This is a genomic window from Lysinibacillus sphaericus (assembly GCF_002982115.1).
Classification (GTDB): domain Bacteria; phylum Bacillota; class Bacilli; order Bacillales_A; family Planococcaceae; genus Lysinibacillus; species Lysinibacillus sphaericus.
The window spans coordinates 4,161,424-4,177,695 of record NZ_CP019980.1 but is presented as its reverse complement, the minus strand read 5'-3'; the positions used below and the strand labels follow the sequence as shown (position 1 = coordinate 4,177,695).

At 38.0% G+C, this 16,272-nt stretch carries 20 protein-coding genes; 11 read left to right on the top strand and 9 right to left on the bottom strand.

The features are described from left to right. Positions 1 to 61 precede the first annotated feature (61 nt). Positions 62 to 1,324 carry a threonine ammonia-lyase IlvA gene (ilvA, locus tag LS41612_RS20445; protein ID WP_024362824.1) on the bottom strand — a complete coding sequence of 421 codons (1,263 nt, stop codon included), beginning with the start codon at positions 1,322 to 1,324 and terminating at the stop codon, positions 62 to 64. Between the two features lie 281 nt (positions 1,325 to 1,605). On the opposite strand from ilvA, the gene LS41612_RS20440 reads away from it, so the two are divergent. Beyond that, positions 1,606 to 2,352 carry a MeeY/MeeF family manganese export membrane protein gene (locus LS41612_RS20440; protein ID WP_024362825.1) on the top strand — a complete coding sequence of 249 codons (747 nt, stop codon included), beginning with the start codon at positions 1,606 to 1,608 and terminating at the stop codon, positions 2,350 to 2,352. A gap of 40 nt (positions 2,353 to 2,392) precedes the next feature. On the opposite strand, the gene bshB2 is transcribed toward LS41612_RS20440, so the two are convergent. The 3 genes from bshB2 to LS41612_RS20420 form a co-directional block, all read right to left on the bottom strand. Then, a complete protein-coding gene (gene bshB2, locus LS41612_RS20435; protein ID WP_024362826.1) occupies positions 2,393 to 3,082 on the bottom strand; it encodes a bacillithiol biosynthesis deacetylase BshB2 in 690 nt (229 codons plus the stop codon). A gap of 13 nt (positions 3,083 to 3,095) precedes the next feature. After that, positions 3,096 to 3,446 (bottom strand): YojF family protein, encoded by a 351-nt coding sequence (locus LS41612_RS20430; protein WP_024362827.1) that lies wholly within the window; start codon positions 3,444 to 3,446, stop codon positions 3,096 to 3,098. Positions 3,447 to 4,026: 580 nt separating this feature from the next. Further along, complete coding sequence (locus tag LS41612_RS20420) at positions 4,027 to 4,308, bottom strand: hypothetical protein (protein ID WP_024362828.1); 282 nt, start codon at positions 4,306 to 4,308, stop codon at positions 4,027 to 4,029. A gap of 203 nt (positions 4,309 to 4,511) precedes the next feature. On the opposite strand from LS41612_RS20420, the gene LS41612_RS20415 reads away from it, so the two are divergent. Continuing rightward, on the top strand, positions 4,512 to 5,021 hold the full coding sequence (locus LS41612_RS20415; protein WP_227665405.1) for an acyl-CoA thioesterase: 510 nt from the start codon (positions 4,512 to 4,514) through the stop codon (positions 5,019 to 5,021). A 393-nt stretch (positions 5,022 to 5,414) separates the two neighbouring features. Here LS41612_RS20415 and thiD read toward each other — a convergent pair whose 3' ends face one another. Next, on the bottom strand, positions 5,415 to 6,245 hold the full coding sequence (gene thiD / locus LS41612_RS20410; protein ID WP_024362830.1) for a bifunctional hydroxymethylpyrimidine kinase/phosphomethylpyrimidine kinase: 831 nt from the start codon (positions 6,243 to 6,245) through the stop codon (positions 5,415 to 5,417). Positions 6,246 to 6,416: 171 nt separating this feature from the next. Between thiD and LS41612_RS20405 the strand changes: the two genes are divergently transcribed. The 5 genes from LS41612_RS20405 (at position 6,417) to LS41612_RS20385 (ending at position 9,482) form a co-directional block, all read left to right on the top strand. Then, positions 6,417 to 7,094: a uracil-DNA glycosylase gene (locus LS41612_RS20405; RefSeq protein WP_024362831.1), complete on the top strand. Its 678-nt coding sequence runs from the start codon at positions 6,417 to 6,419 to the stop codon at positions 7,092 to 7,094. 76 nt (positions 7,095 to 7,170) lie between these two features. Continuing rightward, positions 7,171 to 7,350 (top strand): hypothetical protein, encoded by a 180-nt coding sequence (locus tag LS41612_RS20400; RefSeq protein ID WP_024362832.1) that lies wholly within the window; start codon positions 7,171 to 7,173, stop codon positions 7,348 to 7,350. Continuing rightward, positions 7,347 to 7,613 (top strand): YwdI family protein, encoded by a 267-nt coding sequence (locus tag LS41612_RS20395; RefSeq protein ID WP_024362833.1) that lies wholly within the window; start codon positions 7,347 to 7,349, stop codon positions 7,611 to 7,613. The genes LS41612_RS20400 and LS41612_RS20395 overlap by 4 nt, the downstream gene beginning before the upstream one ends. Before the next feature lie 61 nt (positions 7,614 to 7,674). Beyond that, positions 7,675 to 8,055: a DUF423 domain-containing protein gene (locus LS41612_RS20390; protein WP_024362834.1), complete on the top strand. Its 381-nt coding sequence runs from the start codon at positions 7,675 to 7,677 to the stop codon at positions 8,053 to 8,055. Between the two features lie 236 nt (positions 8,056 to 8,291). Next, the gene (locus tag LS41612_RS20385; RefSeq protein WP_024362835.1) at positions 8,292 to 9,482 is read left to right on the top strand and encodes an amidohydrolase; all 1,191 of its coding nucleotides are present in this window, start codon (positions 8,292 to 8,294) and stop codon (positions 9,480 to 9,482) included. A gap of 101 nt (positions 9,483 to 9,583) precedes the next feature. Here the strand turns inward: LS41612_RS20385 and gerQ are convergent, their stop codons facing one another. Further along, positions 9,584 to 9,919: a spore coat protein GerQ gene (gene gerQ / locus LS41612_RS20380; protein WP_024362836.1), complete on the bottom strand. Its 336-nt coding sequence runs from the start codon at positions 9,917 to 9,919 to the stop codon at positions 9,584 to 9,586. Between the two features lie 20 nt (positions 9,920 to 9,939). Then, the gene (locus LS41612_RS20375) at positions 9,940 to 10,308 is read right to left on the bottom strand and encodes a cell wall hydrolase (RefSeq protein ID WP_370510652.1); all 369 of its coding nucleotides are present in this window, start codon (positions 10,306 to 10,308) and stop codon (positions 9,940 to 9,942) included. Positions 10,309 to 11,287: 979 nt separating this feature from the next. Here LS41612_RS20375 and LS41612_RS20365 point away from each other — a divergent pair. Continuing rightward, the gene (locus LS41612_RS20365) at positions 11,288 to 11,470 is read left to right on the top strand and encodes a hypothetical protein (protein ID WP_024362840.1); all 183 of its coding nucleotides are present in this window, start codon (positions 11,288 to 11,290) and stop codon (positions 11,468 to 11,470) included. 36 nt (positions 11,471 to 11,506) lie between these two features. On the opposite strand, the gene hemQ is transcribed toward LS41612_RS20365, so the two are convergent. Then, positions 11,507 to 12,259 carry a hydrogen peroxide-dependent heme synthase gene (gene hemQ, locus LS41612_RS20360; RefSeq protein ID WP_024362841.1) on the bottom strand — a complete coding sequence of 251 codons (753 nt, stop codon included), beginning with the start codon at positions 12,257 to 12,259 and terminating at the stop codon, positions 11,507 to 11,509. 163 nt (positions 12,260 to 12,422) lie between these two features. On the opposite strand from hemQ, the gene lipL reads away from it, so the two are divergent. Next, a complete protein-coding gene (gene lipL, locus LS41612_RS20355; RefSeq protein ID WP_024362842.1) occupies positions 12,423 to 13,256 on the top strand; it encodes an octanoyl-[GcvH]:protein N-octanoyltransferase in 834 nt (277 codons plus the stop codon). Positions 13,257 to 13,292: 36 nt separating this feature from the next. Here lipL and LS41612_RS20350 read toward each other — a convergent pair whose 3' ends face one another. Further along, positions 13,293 to 13,943 carry an RsfA family transcriptional regulator gene (locus tag LS41612_RS20350; protein ID WP_024362843.1) on the bottom strand — a complete coding sequence of 217 codons (651 nt, stop codon included), beginning with the start codon at positions 13,941 to 13,943 and terminating at the stop codon, positions 13,293 to 13,295. A gap of 232 nt (positions 13,944 to 14,175) precedes the next feature. Here LS41612_RS20350 and LS41612_RS20345 point away from each other — a divergent pair, with 232 nt between their 5' ends. Further along, positions 14,176 to 14,403, top strand: a complete 228-nt coding sequence (locus tag LS41612_RS20345; protein ID WP_024362844.1) for a YuzB family protein — start codon at positions 14,176 to 14,178, stop codon at positions 14,401 to 14,403. A gap of 182 nt (positions 14,404 to 14,585) precedes the next feature. After that, positions 14,586 to 15,890 carry an HD domain-containing protein gene (locus LS41612_RS20340; RefSeq protein ID WP_024362845.1) on the top strand — a complete coding sequence of 435 codons (1,305 nt, stop codon included), beginning with the start codon at positions 14,586 to 14,588 and terminating at the stop codon, positions 15,888 to 15,890. The last annotated feature ends 382 nt before the right edge of the window (positions 15,891 to 16,272 follow it).

Here is a 16,272-nt window from a genome sequence, read left to right as displayed (position 1 = left end):
AAAATAGCGTACTAGAACTATTTCTAGTGCGCTATTTTCCTTTTAGTAGCCCTAAAAGACTTTATACGAGTAGGCCAAATAATTGGATGTCGTTATTTACTTCTTTGTAGTTGAAACCAAACTCTTTCATGCGTTTTAACAATCCTTCATAATCATCGCGATTGCCTAGCTCGATACCCACTAAGGCAGGACCACTCTCTTTATTGTTTTTCTTCGTATATTCAAAAGTTGTAATATCATCATTTGGTCCAAGGACGCTTGTTAGGAATTGACGAAGTGCACCTGCACGTTGAGGGAAACTTACGATAAAGTAGTATAGTAATCCTTCGTGAATTAAAGATTTCTCTTTAATCTCTTGCATACGCCCAATATCGTTATTACCACCACTAATAATAACTACAACAGATTTGCCTTTAATCTCTTCTTTATAACTGTCAAGAGCAGCAACTGATAATGCGCCAGCGGGTTCAGCTATAATCGCGTGTTTATTGTACAAATCTAATATGGTTGTACATACTTTTCCTTCGGGAACAAGCACGATATCGTCTAAATAACGGCGACAAACATCATAAGTGTGGTGACCGACGCATTTTACGGCAGCACCGTCAACGAATTTGTCAATCCAATCGAGTGCCACTGCGCCACCTTCTGCAAATGCAGCTTTCATACTGCCTGCACCGGCTGGCTCTACACCGATAATTTTACTGTTTGGGGAAAGGTTTTTCACATAAGCTGAAACACCTGACATTAATCCACCGCCGCCAATACTTCCGAAAACATAGTCGATTGGTTCTTCCATGTCATTCATAATTTCAACAGCAACTGTGCCTTGTCCAGCGATGACGTCAAAATCGTCGAATGGGTGGATAAAAATTTTACTTTGTTCTTCGCAGTAGGCCATTGCACTTTCAGCAGCATCATCAAATGTATCTCCTGCTAAAATAATTTCAGCGTAATCACGGCCAAACATACGCACTTGGTCGATTTTTTGTTTTGGGGTTGTTTGAGGCATGAAGATGCTCGCTTGAATTTTTAACTGTGCGCAGGCATAAGCAACACCTTGTGCGTGATTTCCCGCACTGGCACAGACAACGCCGTTAATGCGTGCTTCTTCCTCGATTTTTTTAATTTTATAGTAAGCACCGCGAAGTTTAAATGAGCGAACATGCTGTAAATCCTCACGTTTGAAATAAATATTAGCTCCGTATTTCTCTGATAAATAATCGTTTTTCTGTAGTGGCGTATGCACGACTACATCTTTTAAAAAGTGATGTGCAATTAAGATATTCTCTACTTGCACTGTTTTAGTGTCAGCAACTTCCATAGTATTCATCCTCCGTTTTACGTGTAAAACATTCATCTATGATAGCATATTTTTTTCGATTTTTGTTATAAATTTTTAGTAAATTCTAAATTTTCGGTGTCCATTTTCTTATCTTATTACATGGAAGTAGCATAATTTATGATGTTCGAGAAAAAACGTCTATTGTTCGAGTTTTCTAGAAATTGAATTATCAAAAATTTTTTAAAAATGACAGAAGGAGAAACTTTCATAACGAAGAACGCCGAGCATATATTAGTTTAGGACAAGTAGGGGGTAAGCATTTGGACATTATTCATGGGATACTATCTACATATATGCAATTTTTCGATTGGGATATGTGGAAAAAAGTATTAGCAGATCCAGTATCGTGGGGATTAATTTCATCGCTCATTGTCATTGAGGGATTACTGTCGGCAGATAATGCGCTCGTACTAGCGGTACTTGTCAAACATTTACCCGATAAGCAACGTAAACGGGCGTTAATGTATGGTATGCTAGGGGCTTATTTTTTCCGTTTTTTATTTATCGGAATTGGCGTGTATTTAGTAGAGTTTTGGTTTATTAAAGTGTTGGGAGCGTTGTATTTAGGGTGGATTAGTATTGCGCATTTTTTACAACTAGGACAAGAGGACAGTGTCAAAGAAGTAAAAAAGTCTGGAATAATGGTGCGGATATTTGGCGTATTTTGGGCTACTGTTATTTCTGTAGAGCTAATGGATATTGCGTTTTCGGTTGATTCCATTTTTGCTGCCTTTGCAATATCTGATCAGGTTTGGGTGTTATTAATAGGCGGCATGCTTGGTATATTAATGATGCGAACAATTGCAGGATTATTTTTAATTATTATCGAAAAAATTCCAGAGCTTGAGGCGACGGCATTTATCATAATTGGGATTATTGCGCTTAAAATGTTAGTGACTGTATTTGGTATATATGTACCGCATTATTTATTTTTTATTATTTTAGTCATTGCCTTTGGTTTGACGATGGTTATCCATGTGTTTAATAAATTAAAAATAGCTAAATAAAAGCGGTTGTGCCTTAAAAGGTTACAACCGCTTTTTTGTATTATTTTACATAATTATCAGGGTTAACAATGTAGAACTTTTCAACATTCAGCCAGCTCTCGCTCATTGGCTCGCCGTCATCAATGCGTTTTTCTGTTTCTTGCATCATCCAACCAGTTTGAGAAGCATGCGCTTGTAAAGCCTTTACTTTATCCATCTTCATTTCACGGATGTCGATTTCGACATGTGGTTCACCATTTTTAGCAATTGTATCGTTAGCAAAGGCGCAGCCGAAAATTTGAGGTCGCGCTGCTTTAGGCATGCGACGCACAGCCTCTACAACGGCCCGTGCAGTTGCTTCATGGTCAGGGTGCACGGCGAAGCCAGGAAGGAAAGTAAAAATAAGCGAAGGCATTAATTCTTCAATTAAACCTTCTACAAGCTTGACCATTTTTTCGTCGTCTTCAAATTCAATTGTTTTATCGCGTAAGCCTAGCATACGTAAATCTTGAATGCCCATAGCGTCAGCAGCAGCGACAAGCTCCTTGCGGCGTATTTCTGGCAACGATTCACGCGTAGCAAATGGTGGATTTCCTAAATTACGACCCATTTCACCTAATGTTAAACAGGCATATGTAACAGGTGTATTCATCTTTTTAGTATAATAGGCAATCGTTCCAGCAACTGAAAAAGCCTCATCATCTGGGTGAGGGTAAACAATTAAAATATGACGTTGTGGTTGTAAATTCAAATAGTCGTCCCCCTTAATAAGTAAATGGCGTTTCGCTAATTTCCAGTGCTATCGCCAATTTACCTGAATAGTCTAGTCCAGCCATTAACAAACGGCCTAAATCATCTAATTCATAATGTGTAATACCTTGAGCATAAACCCAACCATGTGCCATTTTTAAACCGACACGATGTGGAGAGTCATCCACTACTTTAGCCAGTTCGTAATTAATTTTGGCATTACGAATAAAAGCCCCAGCATTAAAAAATTTTTCATCGTAGTGTGCTGCGTAAGAACCGTTTGTCGTCTCAAGATGAATATAAACGTCTTTGTTGGCGAAAGAATTCAATAATTCCTGCAACGTCTCTACTTGTACTTCTTGCATCTTAACACTCCTCTCGATTATTTCTTTATTAAGTATAGTCAAAAAAGGTCATAAAGGGAAATTGAATGCCCTTTTTATGACAAATTTATGTTGGGTTCTTTTGTGGAGTGTTTGAAAATTGGATAGAAATAGGGATTGAAAATGGCTATAATTCCCTTGCAATTTCTTTAAGCAAAATTCTTGAAAAAGTTATTGCGATGTATCAATATATAAAGTGTGAAAGCAAATTTGTACAAAAAGTGTCGTTTTATTTTGTATGCGGTTTCACAATACGAAAAGATGTTGCATATTTGACTTCTTCACACGTAGAGTGACAGTTCACCATGCAGAAGGGGAATATAAGCTAGACAAAAACGATTTCTATCTTGGTACAATAGATGACGTCCTTCTCCATCTGGTATAGGGCTGTAGCGTGCAAAGAAGACATGAAAGCTCATTATCATAGTATAGTAAAAAAGCCACAATTCTCTTTTATGACGGAGAATTGTGGTTTTTTTGCAATAATGGGCATCAAAATCAGATTGCTCTTAAAGCTTCCTAAGGTTAATCGGGGAGCGTGTGGGAGTAAGATATGTCTCTTTTAAAAACGATTAAGTTTCTTTTCAATGGATTCTAAACGATTATTAACATTTTGTAGTTGTTTACACATTTGTTTAAATTGTTGATTTTGATCTTGTGAATTGGAAGCGAGTAATTGCGCATCTTCCTCTTCCTCTTGTAACGCTAATATCGTTGCGAGGGTGGATAGTGAATACCCGAGGGTTAATACAATTGAAGCGATTACTTCCATTTTAGAAGATGTTATTTCTCCAGCTAACAAGCGTGATTCTTCAGTTGTCTCCTCAGATTTATGTTTTTTCATACGTCTCCCTCCCATATACAGCTAATATATGGCATGTGTTGTGCTAAGGTATCTTGTCCGCTTTTATTATGCAAATGTAAAGTATTGTAATATTCGGATAATTTAATTGCTTTTTTTAGAAATATATTGCATTATAGTAGAAAAAAGTAATAGGGGGAATTGATGTGATAAAAGATTATAAGTTTTGTAAGGAATCAAGGGTTATGCGGACAAGTCGTGTTTTTCCGAATGATGTAAACAATCATAATACTCTTTTTGGTGGTCGTTTAATGAGCGATATTGATCAGGTCGCATCAATTTCCGCTGCTAAGCATAGTCGGAGAGATTGTGTCACTGCTTCCACCGATTCGGTCGATTTCTTACATCCGATTCGTCCTACAGATTCTGTCTATTTTGAGTCATATGTAACATGGACTGGAACTTCCTCGATGGAGGTGTTTGTGAAAGTCATCTCCGAAAATTTAAAAACAGGTGAACGTAAAGTTGCAGCCACTGCTTTATTAACCTTTGTAGCACTAGATGAACAAAATCGGCCTGCTGCAGTACCACGCGTTATACCTGAAACAGTTGAGGAAACAAAATTGCACGAGACTGCTTCTGAAAGAGCAAAAGTGCGGGCTGAGCGCAAAAAAGAAAGCAAGGCATTAGCTAGTTTTATATCCATGAATGATCCATGGGATTATCGGCTCGAACTGATGGAAAATTACATGTAAAGTGTAAATAGAGGGGAAACGCCGGTAAAAGCCAGTACTTCGCGGGTAAGCGACGAGAAAACGCTGGTAAAAGCTCATAAATCGCTGATAAGCTAGAAAAAAACGCTGGTAAACCTTTCGGCAAGCGTCTACCGATTTACGCAAAAAAGTGGCTGGGACATAAGTAGAAAAATTTAAGGAACAGAGGAAAAGTGTTCATAAATTTTTGCTATATGGAGAACATAGCTAACTTAGTTATTCTTGCTTTTGCAATAAATAAAAAATTAAAAGGGTTCACTAGTTGTTGGTAGCGAAGGAGGTGACTCCTGCTCAGCAAAAAAGTGTTAGATTGACCGCCATCAATCTAACACTTTTTCTCTTTTGCCCTAGCCTCTTTTTCTTTTTTACGGTTTATTAAATTTCAGTTACAGTAACTGCTGGAGCACCAAATCGAGACTTAGCACCATGCATAACTGGTCCTACATAATCATTTAACGCCCAACCATGTGCGATGGCAGCCGATACAAATTCTTTTGCTTCAATTACAGCTTCTTTGACAGATAGTCCATTGGCAAGATTAGCTGTCACAGAGGCAGCGAATGTACAGCCTGCACCGTGGTTAAACGTAGAAGCGACTTTTTCTGATTCTAATAAGTAGAATGTTGCACCATCAAAAAATAAGTCTGTTGCTTTTTCAGTTGCTAATGCTTTTCCGCCTTTAATGACAACTGCTTTTGCACCTAGTTCATGAATTTTTTTGGCCGCTGTTTTCATCTCATCAATTGACTTTGGTGTACCTGTACCAGCTAATTGTCCAGCTTCAAAAAGGTTTGGTGTTGTCACGGCAGCAAGCGGTAGCAAGTGCTGAATCATAGCGTCAGTGTTGCCAGGGTTTAAAACCTCGTCATCCCCTTTGCATACCATAACAGGATCAATCACAACATTTGAAGTACCAGACTTGGCGATCGCCTCACCAGCTATACGAATAATCTCCTCAGTTGAAAGCATACCTGTTTTTACTGCATCAATGCCTGTTGATAATGCTGTATCAATTTGTTTTTGAAGAAGCTCTGTTGGCAATGGCGTTACATTATGTGTCCATCCATTTGGATCCATTGTCACAACTACTGTTAATGCCACCATCCCGTATGTGCCATGTTCTTGGAAAGTTTTAAGGTCGGCTTGCATGCCTGCGCCGCCAGATGTATCTGAACCTGCGATTGTTAAAGTTTTTTTAAGAGCCATGTGAAAGATCTCCTTCATGAAAGAATAGTTTAATCTACCGTTTAGTATAGTCTTAATCTGATTCTGTAAAAATAGTCAGAAATCAATATTTTTATATGGTCAGTATCAATTGAAACTTGAATAACACGTTATTTTTTTGTACCGTTGTAAATAAAAGAAAGGGGCATTTCAATGAAAGAAGTATTCCCAAATGATTGGCAAACAATACTAGCAGAAGAATTAGAAAAACCATATTATCAACGTTTACGTCAATTTGTGGCCCATGAATATTCGACACAGACCATTTATCCACCAATGCATGATGTTATGAATGCATTTTATTGCACAGCTTATCATGATGTAAAAGTGGTAATCTTAGGACAAGACCCGTACCATGGACCGAATCAAGCGCATGGTCTAAGCTTTTCTGTAAAGCCCAATGTCCCACATCCACCAAGCTTACGCAATATGCTACAGGAATTACAAGATGATATTGGTTGTCCAATACCACAGCATGGCACCTTGACGAAATGGGCGGAGCAGGGTGTAATGCTTTTAAATACAGTGCTGACAGTAAGAGCAGGACAAGCTCACTCCCATAAGGAGCAAGGCTGGGAACAGTTTACGGATACGGTTATTGATAAACTTGCAGCACGACAAAAACCAATCATCTTTGTGCTATGGGGCAAGCCTGCGCAGCGTAAAAAGCAAATAATTCATCAGTACGCAACCCCACATGTCATCTTAGAAGCGCCACATCCGAGTCCATTAAGTGCATATAGAGGCTTTTTTGGTAGCAAACCGTATTCACAAGTCAATGCACAACTACTGGCGTGGGGAGAGCAACCGATTGATTGGTGTTTAGTATAAAGTGGCACAAATCGTTTGCTTTATACACTAGAAAAATCATGGTACAGTTTATAATAGAAGAAAGAGGGGCACAGCGATGCAGGTAAATTGTTTTAAATGTCAATATTTCAAAGTAACGTGGGACCCGCAAACACCGCGTGCTTGTGTGGCATATGGCTTTAAAACGAAGCAAATGCCATCAGTTGTTGTTAAACAATCGTCTGGTATGAACTGCCTAAAATTCGTGCCAAAAGCAGAAGGTGAGAGAGCGCAATGATATCATATGAAGCTGTCATACAGCAGCTTGAAAAACAATTAGCTAGTGTAAAAAATGCAACGAATGAACAGCAAATGCGTGAAGCACTGACAGCTATTCGGGCATTATGCGATGTAGTGCTGGATTTACCTATTGAAACTTCCAATGTTCAGTCAAAACCTATACCGCAAATGTTAGCTACTGAACAAAAGCCATCCAATTTATATACCGCAAAAATCCAACATGATGATGGTGCAAATGGTGATTCAATCTTTGATTTTTAATTAGTGCTGGCAACATTAGACTAAAAAATTGAGTATTAGAAAAAAGGTAGGGTAAATAACGATGAAAAAATTTATTGTCACAGGTGCACTTCATGGCTTTTTAGCAGTGGCACTAGGTGCATTTGGTGCACATGCATTAAAAGATGTTGTAGATGAATACGGTCTTAGCATTTGGGAAACAGCTGTGCAATACCAAATGTTCCATGCTACAGGTCTGCTAGTCATCGGTCTTTTAATGAGCTCTAAATTACTAGGTGAGGTAAAACAATTAAAGTTAGCAGGTATTTTCTTTAATTTAGGTATTGTTTTTTTTGCAGGAAGTTTATATGTGTTAGCGGTAAGTGGCATTAAAGTATTAGGGGCAATTACACCAATTGGTGGTGTGTTATTTTTAGCTGGTTGGGTGCTAATTATCGTTAGTGCGTTAAAACATGCAAAATGATAAATGAATTTTTCCTCACAGTTATTTGTATAAAAAATATGTAACGAGGGTATGTCCCTAAACTTTAAAATAGTATGCTAGGTAAACTGGCATACTATTTTTTTATCAATAGAACGTCTTTCCACAATAGGAACAGCATTTTCATTATATTAATTCCTATTGTTTTTGTAAGGATTTGTAGGGTACACTGGTATTACTAAAAAAGGAACGACAGTAGAAAGCGAGGTTAATGGTATATGGAAAAATTATTTACGTTATTGGATGATGGCTATGAGGAGATGGTAGCAATTCGTCGTCATCTACATCAGTATCCGGAAATATCTTTTGAAGAAGTGGAAACACCTGCATACATAGCAGCTTTTCATAGAGCGTTAGGGCATGAAGTACGGGAACAAGTAGGTGGACGAGGCGTTGTGGCAACGTTACGCGGTGCAAAGACAGGACAAACAGTAGCGTTACGTGCTGATTTTGATGCATTAGCTATTCAAGAAGAAAATGATGTGCCTTATAAATCATTAATCGACGGTAAAATGCATGCATGTGGACATGATGGACATACAGCCACTTTACTTGGGTTGGCTAAAGCACTTAATGCAATGAAGGATGACCTAGTAGGTAATGTTGTGTTTATTCATCAACATGCGGAGGAAGTTGCACCAGGCGGGGCAAAGCCGATGATTGAAGATGGTTGCCTAGATGGGGTAGATGTGATCTTTGGGACACATTTATGGGCACCAACACCACTTGGGGATATATTAGTAAGAGAAGGAGCTATAATGGCAGCCGCCGATAAAGCAGAAATTCTTATTCAAGGAAAAGGTGGCCATGGAGCAGAACCACACCATTCCATCGATGCGGTTGTACTAGCCTCTCAATTTGTTATCAATGCCCAGCAATTAGTCGCTCGACGAATAGATCCATTAAAATCAGCAGTTTTGACAATTGGGCATTTTGAAGCCATTAATCCATTTAATGTTATTGCAGAACGAGTGGCATTAACTGGTACAGTACGGACATTTGAGGAGCAGGTGCGTACACAAATGGAACAAGAGCTTGAAGCAGTCTTAAAAGCTACTTGTCTTGCCTTCGGAGCAAGTTATGAATATCGTTATACAAGAGGATATCCTCCTGTCTATAATCATGCAAATGAAACCCAATTTGTTGCCCAGCTTGCGGCAGAAATTCCAGGGGTGGAAAATGTCATTACATGTCCGCCGTTTATGATTGGGGAGGATTTTGCATATTATCTTGAACAAGTGCCTGGTGCGTTTTTCTTTACAGGTGCCAAAAAGCCCGAATGGCAAACAGCCTATCCACATCATCATGCCCGCTTTGATTTTGATGAACGTGCAATGCTCATTGCAGCAAAAACATTAGGAAAAGCGACTTTACAATATTTACAAAAAACATCAGAAGAAAATGAATAGTTGCTGGTAGTTGTAGAATCGGATAACAACTGCGCGGCAAAAAAGTGTTAGATTGATTGCGTCAATCTAACACTTTTTCTTTTTTTCTAACCTCATTTCAGTTATGGATTTTGATTGAAATAAGACATTTCCTCATCGTATTCAGCAAAATCAAAGTAAATCATTGGGAATAAAAAACGATGATTCGATTTGATTTCTCGTAAAATAACGTGATCCCGACCCGCAGCTTCTACAACACCTCGTACAGTCTTGGTATTTTTCCCTTGCTCAACAGCATGTTCGAAGGAAAAGTGGAAAGTACCAGGTTTTCCTCGATTCAAACGTAAGATGTTTTCAATATACGATTCCTCACGTCCAGGTGGCCGTCCGCTTGGAAGCGTCACTGGAGGAGGCGTCATTTGTTGCTGTGTTGTCGGTGTCCAATAGTAAGGCATCATAAGTATCAACCTTCTTTCATTTAAATTTGAGGGCAATCTTCTTCCGTTGGAGAGAAGAAGCAATGCGATTTGAAACGTCCTGTATTCCACTGTCCATACCATTGTGCAGGGCAGTCACCCGCAGGTCGGAAAAACCACAGAGAGCGGGTAGCCGGATGAAATCTTTCACCTTCAATAACCCTTTTTGCTAATCGAAGATCTTGTTCACGTGCCCGTTGATAAAAATAACTTTTTGTTGTTGCTTCAAACCCCCCTGGTCGTTGATAAACCATTTGTTCCAGTGTTCGAATATCACCAAAATCTAGACAATCTGCTCGTACACGATTGACGCCAACATTGCCGACCATCAGCATGCCTAATTCACCTTCGCCTTCAGCTTCCGCACGCATAAGCCTTGCAAGCAAAGCTGTTTGTGCATCATTCGTCTTTATTACAGCGATTTTCAAACCTCCTCGCAAACAGTATATGCATGAAGGTATTGTAGACATGTTCAATTTTGATAAGAAAGAAATTCACAAATCAAAATGATGAAGCATATATTAGTAATAACGGGGGAGTCCGTCAATAAAAGGTGGTTTTACGATAGTTACTATATTCAATGGGGTAAAGATAAAATAAACATTACATTAGGGGATTATAAGAGAAAATTGCATGTGTATGAATACATGTGAGGTGACGAGAGATGGAGAAAGGTGTTTGGGTTGCAATTTTAGTAAGTGCAGTGCTCGCATTTTTGCTTGGGAATATCTATGGTCAACCCCTCCATTGGTATCTTTTTATAGTAATAATCTTGGTAGGTTTTTTCATAAATACGATTATTATTATTTTAAAAGTGAAGGATGAAAGCTCTTAAAGCTTTACGTAATGTCCCATTCATAAGAGGCTGGTACAAAAGAGAAAAAGTGTTAAATTGATGGCAGTCAATCTAACACTTTTTTGCTGCGCCGTTGTTGTCCGCTTCGGTGGTGCTTTCCGCTCAGCACAGTAAGCCGCAACCCTCGCTATCGCGCGGAATGCCCGCGTCTTACGTTCTGTGCTGTCCCGCAGGAGTCACCGCCTCCGCTACCAACAACTAGTAAACACTTCTAATTTTTTATTTATTGCAAAAGCAAGAATAGCTAAGTCTCCATATACCAAAAATTTATGAATCCCTTTCCTCTGCTCCTTAAATTTTTTTAGTTTTGTCCCAGCCTCAGTACAATTAACAAGAAGATGTATTTGTTCTTCCCACTTGAATAATGCGATAAAATCTTTATTATCTTTTTGCGAAAAAATGTGAAAAAACTTATGATTTGCAAGTATATTGAAAATGCATTGTGACATACTAAAGTGAAACTGATTATTGTTTTTATAAAAAGGAGTAGTACAATGCGTATTTTCGGTATGTTTGTAGCCATTATCGCAAGTGCATTTATGGCTGTTGGAATTGCTGAGTATTATGATCAGCCATATGATTGGTATTTAGTATTTTTCATGATTCTTATTGGATTTTTTATTCATACCATTATTTTAATAGTAGAATCTGAATACAGTGAGGAAAATGAAATATAAAAAATGCGAGCCCATTCTGTATGGACTCGCGTTTTTTTATTTAACTGATAGGAAATTAACCAATTTTTCGTTATCAAGTAGGTTGCCGACGAAAAATTCACCGAACTCACCGTAACGAGCAGAAACTTCGTCAAAACGCATTTCATAAACTAGTTTTTTGAACTGTAATACGTCATCTGCAAATAGTGTAACGCCCCATTCGTGGTCGTCAAAACCTACAGAACCAGTGATAATTTGTTTTACTTTACCAGCATAGCCACGACCAATCATACCGTGAGAACGCATTAATGACTTACGCTCGTCCATTGATAGCATGTACCAGTTATCATTCCCTTGGCGACGTTTGTCCATTGGATAGAAGCAAACATACTTAGAACGAGGTAGTTCAGGGTATAGTCGTGCACGGACATGTGGATTTTGGTATGGGTCTTCGTTTGACTCACCAGCTAAGTAGTTTGAAAGCTCAACAACAGATACATAAGAATATGTAGGAATAGTAAAATCAGCAATAGCTAATTTATTAAATTCCGCTTCCAGCTCTTGTAATTCATCCATTGTTTCGCGTAGTGTCATAATCATAAAGTCGGCCTTTTGACCAACAATCGCGTAGAAAGCATGAGCACCTGTTTTAGCAACATCTGCTTCATTTAACTTTTCTAAATAAGCAATAAATTCTTCAACTGCTGCTTGACGTTCTTCTGCGGATACAAGTTTCCAAGAAGCCCAGTCGATTGAGCGGAAATCATGTAAAGCGTACCAACCGTCTAATGTAATTGCTGCTTCATTCATTATGCAAAGCACTCCTTTATAAGTGAAAATCATTCTTAATTTAGTTTATCATAGTTTGTACAAAATCCCTAAATTCATGATTGATTTTCACGAATTTGACACCATCTATGGATAATGTATGCTAAAGAGAAAAGATGATGGAAATAGAGGAGCTTTAAAATACATGAACAGTAATTTACAACAGCCCATTTGGCGTTTTTATGATCAATCTATCAGCTTAATAAATAGCAGCCCCCTTGAATCATTTGCAACAGATGATACATTATGTCAATTGGTAGGACAGCTCGTATCACCACCGACTATCCGTACGTGGGTACATAATGCGTCAGTTGTACTTGGCATTCAAGATCATCGGTTACCTTATGTACAGCAAGGCATGAAGTTGCTTGAGAAGCGAGGTTATCATCCCATTGTTCGCAATTCAGGTGGTCTTGCCGTTGTGCTGGATGAAGGGATACTAAATATATCAGTTGTTTTATCTGAACAAACAACAGCCATTGGCATTAATGATGGCTATGATGTCATGGTTGCGCTGATTAAAGCACTATTTCCTGAAGCTGCTGATAAAATCGAAGCCTATGAAATTGTCGGCTCCTATTGCCCAGGTTCCTATGATTTAAGTATTGAAGGCAAGAAATTTGCAGGTATTTCCCAAAGAAGATTACGACAAGGTGTAGCAGTGCAAATTTATTTATGTATTGAAGGAAGCGGAGCGGAGCGTGCGGCACTAATTCGTGATTTTTACGCTGAAAGTTTACAAGGAGAGGTAACGAAATTTACGTATCCTCAAATACTACCAGATGTAATGGCTTCGTTAAGTGAATTAGTGGATGCCTCTTTAACAGTCAAAGACGTAGTCATTCGTTTACAGCAAATGCTGCATACAATGGCTGAAGAAGTTCGGTTAGAGCCATTTCATGATGAAGAATTACCATTATATGCATTTTATTTACAACGGGTATTAGAGCGAAATGCCAAAATGCTTGCGTTGAAGTAAATGTAATCATATTTTCTAGCAAAAAAAGCGATGGTGCTAACTAAGCACATCGCCATTTTCTTTTTGATAGGTTGGACCACTAATAACTAGATTTCCGTTTTTCTCCATTTTAAAAACCGGAGCAATACGTTCTTCCTCTTCATCTAGCGTTACAAGGCGTCTAGCGCGGTTCATAATTTGGACAAACTGCTCATAATCTTTACGAATTGCACGGTTTTCTTCTTCAAGCTGAGCAATTGTTTTCTCTAGCTTTTTATTTTTCTCGGATGTTACGTGCACAAGTTGTCTCCATTTTGAAGACTCATTACCTATTTCACCAGAATGTTGTAAACGTAGTAAATATGCTATGACAATATCAAGTGATAGGGCAGATAGAGGAATTGACTTGCTATCTGTATCACTATTATTTATTGTAAACATATTTGTGGAACGACGTCTTGCTGGTGCACCCAACACTCGCATTCTCTCTTTTCTTTCTTTTTTCGCCTCAGCTAGTTGCTCCTCATAAGCTTTACGGACAACTGCATTCCAACGGAAACCACATGCAGCCGCCGTACGATTTAACGCATCACCAGCTTCTTCAAAAGCATTTAATTGTGTACTACCTTCCGTTACGTGACGAATTACTGCCTCTGCTAGCAATTCATCATTTTCTTCTAACCAAGCATCTTGTCTTACTTTACTCATTATAAAATCCTCCCACCTTTATTTGGAATTTCTTTATTTATGTCTAGCATGACCAATCTTTTAACCTTTTATTCATCTATGTGAAAGGAATTATGCTTGAATACAAGGGGAATAATACGATACAATACCGATTGTAGGTTTGTGCGTATGCTACATACTTAAATATGTGAAGGTTATGCGGACATTAGATAATTTTATTGAAAAATACTATATAGAAAGGGTTGTTGACAAAATGGCAAACGAATTTAAAGTTTGCGATGAATGTCAGGCCGTTAACTTAAAAACGTTAATTCCAAAATTAAAGGAAATCGATCCTGATGCAACCATCGAAATTGGCTGTCACTCTTATTGTGGCCCAGGTCGTAAAAAAACATTTACATTTGTAAATAGTCGCCCTGTTGCTGCATTAACGGAAGAAGAACTAATGGAAAAAGTTTTAGCTAAATTAAAGAATAAGTAATAAAAGACTATCTTCACACGGCTGAAGGTAGTTTTTGTTTGTTTTAGGACGATAATAACCTGTATGAAGTGGAAATTACGTTTAATTAGGTTGATAGTCTCTATAATTACAGTGTAATCTCTATGCTAGTTCTATAATGTTTGCATATAATAGAAGAAAGATGAAATGGAGGTGCTGTACAAATGACACATTATGCAAAGGCAAAATTACAAGAAGAAAAAGTATTTAAAGATCCTGTACATCGTTATGTACATGTACGAGATCAAGTTATTTGGGATTTAGTAGGAACAAGAGAATTTCAACGTTTGCGTAGAATTCGCCAACTAGGCACTACGTTTTTAGTATTCCACGGAGCAGAGCATAGTCGCTTTAGTCATTCACTTGGTGTTTATGAAATTGTGCGTCGCATTATCGATGATGTTTTTGTAGGTCGCCCTGATTGGGATGAAGACGAGCGACTGCTAGTGCTTTGTGCAGCCCTATTACATGATTTAGGACATGGTCCATTTTCACATGCATTTGAAAATGTGTTTGAGTTAGATCATGAATTTTACACAAGACAAATTTTGCTTGGGGATACGGAAGTACATGCGGTGCTAAAAAAAGTTGCACCCGACTTTCCTGAAAAAGTATCACAAGTAATTGAAAAAACGTATCCGAACAAACAAGTTATTAGCTTAATATCAAGCCAAATTGATGCGGATCGTATGGATTACTTACAACGTGACGCCTATTTTACAGGTGTAAGCTATGGTCATTTTGATATGGAACGTATATTACGCGTAATGCGTCCACGTAAAAATCAAGTAGTAATTAAAGCAACCGGCATGCATGCTGTAGAAGATTATATTATGAGTCGCTATCAAATGTACTTACAAATCTATTTCCATCCTGTATCGCGAAGTGCAGAAGTAATTTTGAATAATATTTTAAAGCGAGCGAAGCAATTAAGTAATGCAGGCTATAAGTTTAAGCATGAGCCTACACATTTTTTGGCATTTTTCCAAAATACGATTACGTTGGAAGATTACCTTGCCCTAGATGAAAGTATTCTGTTTACATATTTTCAATTATGGATGCAAGAGGATGATGCGATATTAAGTGATTTAAGTCGCCGTTTTGTGAATCGTAAGCTATTCCAATACATTGATTTAGATCCAGGAGTAGAACTGGAAAAATATCAAAAGTTACAAGCGTTATTTAAACAAGCAGACATCAATCCAGACTACTACCTTGTCCATGATACAACGGCAGATCTCCCTTACGATTTTTATCGACCAGGTGAGGAAGAAGTACGAGTCCCTATCTTTTTAGAAATGAAAAACGGAGAATTACGTGAATTATCACGCGAATCTATTATCGTTGATTCCATTTCAGGACGCATGAAACGAGATCATAAAGTATATTTTCCACTTGATATATTAGAGGATTCTAGTACACAAGCATCAGTGAAACAGCAAATTATAAAGTTATTACAAATACATTAAAAATCAAGTGTAAATCTATCTAATTTGGTTATATATAAACGCCTTATTTTATATTAGTAATACAAAAGCACTAAACTAACTAGAAAATAGTTACGGTTTAGTGCTTTTTCTTGTGCACAAATACATATTCGATTAGTGAAGATGTCATTAATATAGGAATTGTTAATGAAAAAAATGGCAATGTTTAGAATTTGTTTAGAATCATTTCTTATAATGAATGAAAACCAAAAGGGGGTGAGGCCATTCTATACAGCAGAGGCGCCACACACCAGTTTTCGATACAAAAACGGTATGTGTACCGAGTGATGAAAGGTTCTTATGTATCAATGAGACGACACGTTATCAGAGGGGAAGAGGGGCAAACCGAATGTTTGTAGCAAAG

Coding starts and splice junctions, on each gene's coding strand:
- lipL (WP_024362842.1), top strand. CDS start 12,423: ATGAACAGTAATTTACAACAGCCCATTTGGCGTTTTTATGATCAATCT.
- LS41612_RS20385 (WP_024362835.1), top strand. CDS start 8,292: ATGGAAAAATTATTTACGTTATTGGATGATGGCTATGAGGAGATGGTA.
- LS41612_RS20390 (WP_024362834.1), top strand. CDS start 7,675: ATGAAAAAATTTATTGTCACAGGTGCACTTCATGGCTTTTTAGCAGTG.
- LS41612_RS20420 (WP_024362828.1), bottom strand. CDS start 4,308: ATGAAAAAACATAAATCTGAGGAGACAACTGAAGAATCACGCTTGTTA.
- LS41612_RS20350 (WP_024362843.1), bottom strand. CDS start 13,943: ATGAGTAAAGTAAGACAAGATGCTTGGTTAGAAGAAAATGATGAATTG.
- LS41612_RS20345 (WP_024362844.1), top strand. CDS start 14,176: ATGGCAAACGAATTTAAAGTTTGCGATGAATGTCAGGCCGTTAACTTA.
- LS41612_RS20430 (WP_024362827.1), bottom strand. CDS start 3,446: ATGCAAGAAGTACAAGTAGAGACGTTGCAGGAATTATTGAATTCTTTC.
- LS41612_RS20405 (WP_024362831.1), top strand. CDS start 6,417: ATGAAAGAAGTATTCCCAAATGATTGGCAAACAATACTAGCAGAAGAA.
- hemQ (WP_024362841.1), bottom strand. CDS start 12,259: ATGAATGAAGCAGCAATTACATTAGACGGTTGGTACGCTTTACATGAT.
- ilvA (WP_024362824.1), bottom strand. CDS start 1,324: ATGGAAGTTGCTGACACTAAAACAGTGCAAGTAGAGAATATCTTAATT.
- LS41612_RS20375 (WP_370510652.1), bottom strand. CDS start 10,308: ATGCGTGCGGAAGCTGAAGGCGAAGGTGAATTAGGCATGCTGATGGTC.
- thiD (WP_024362830.1), bottom strand. CDS start 6,245: ATGGCTCTTAAAAAAACTTTAACAATCGCAGGTTCAGATACATCTGGC.
- LS41612_RS20365 (WP_024362840.1), top strand. CDS start 11,288: ATGCGTATTTTCGGTATGTTTGTAGCCATTATCGCAAGTGCATTTATG.
- LS41612_RS20340 (WP_024362845.1), top strand. CDS start 14,586: ATGACACATTATGCAAAGGCAAAATTACAAGAAGAAAAAGTATTTAAA.
- LS41612_RS20400 (WP_024362832.1), top strand. CDS start 7,171: ATGCAGGTAAATTGTTTTAAATGTCAATATTTCAAAGTAACGTGGGAC.
- LS41612_RS20415 (WP_227665405.1), top strand. CDS start 4,512: ATGCGGACAAGTCGTGTTTTTCCGAATGATGTAAACAATCATAATACT.
- LS41612_RS20395 (WP_024362833.1), top strand. CDS start 7,347: ATGATATCATATGAAGCTGTCATACAGCAGCTTGAAAAACAATTAGCT.
- gerQ (WP_024362836.1), bottom strand. CDS start 9,919: ATGATGCCTTACTATTGGACACCGACAACACAGCAACAAATGACGCCT.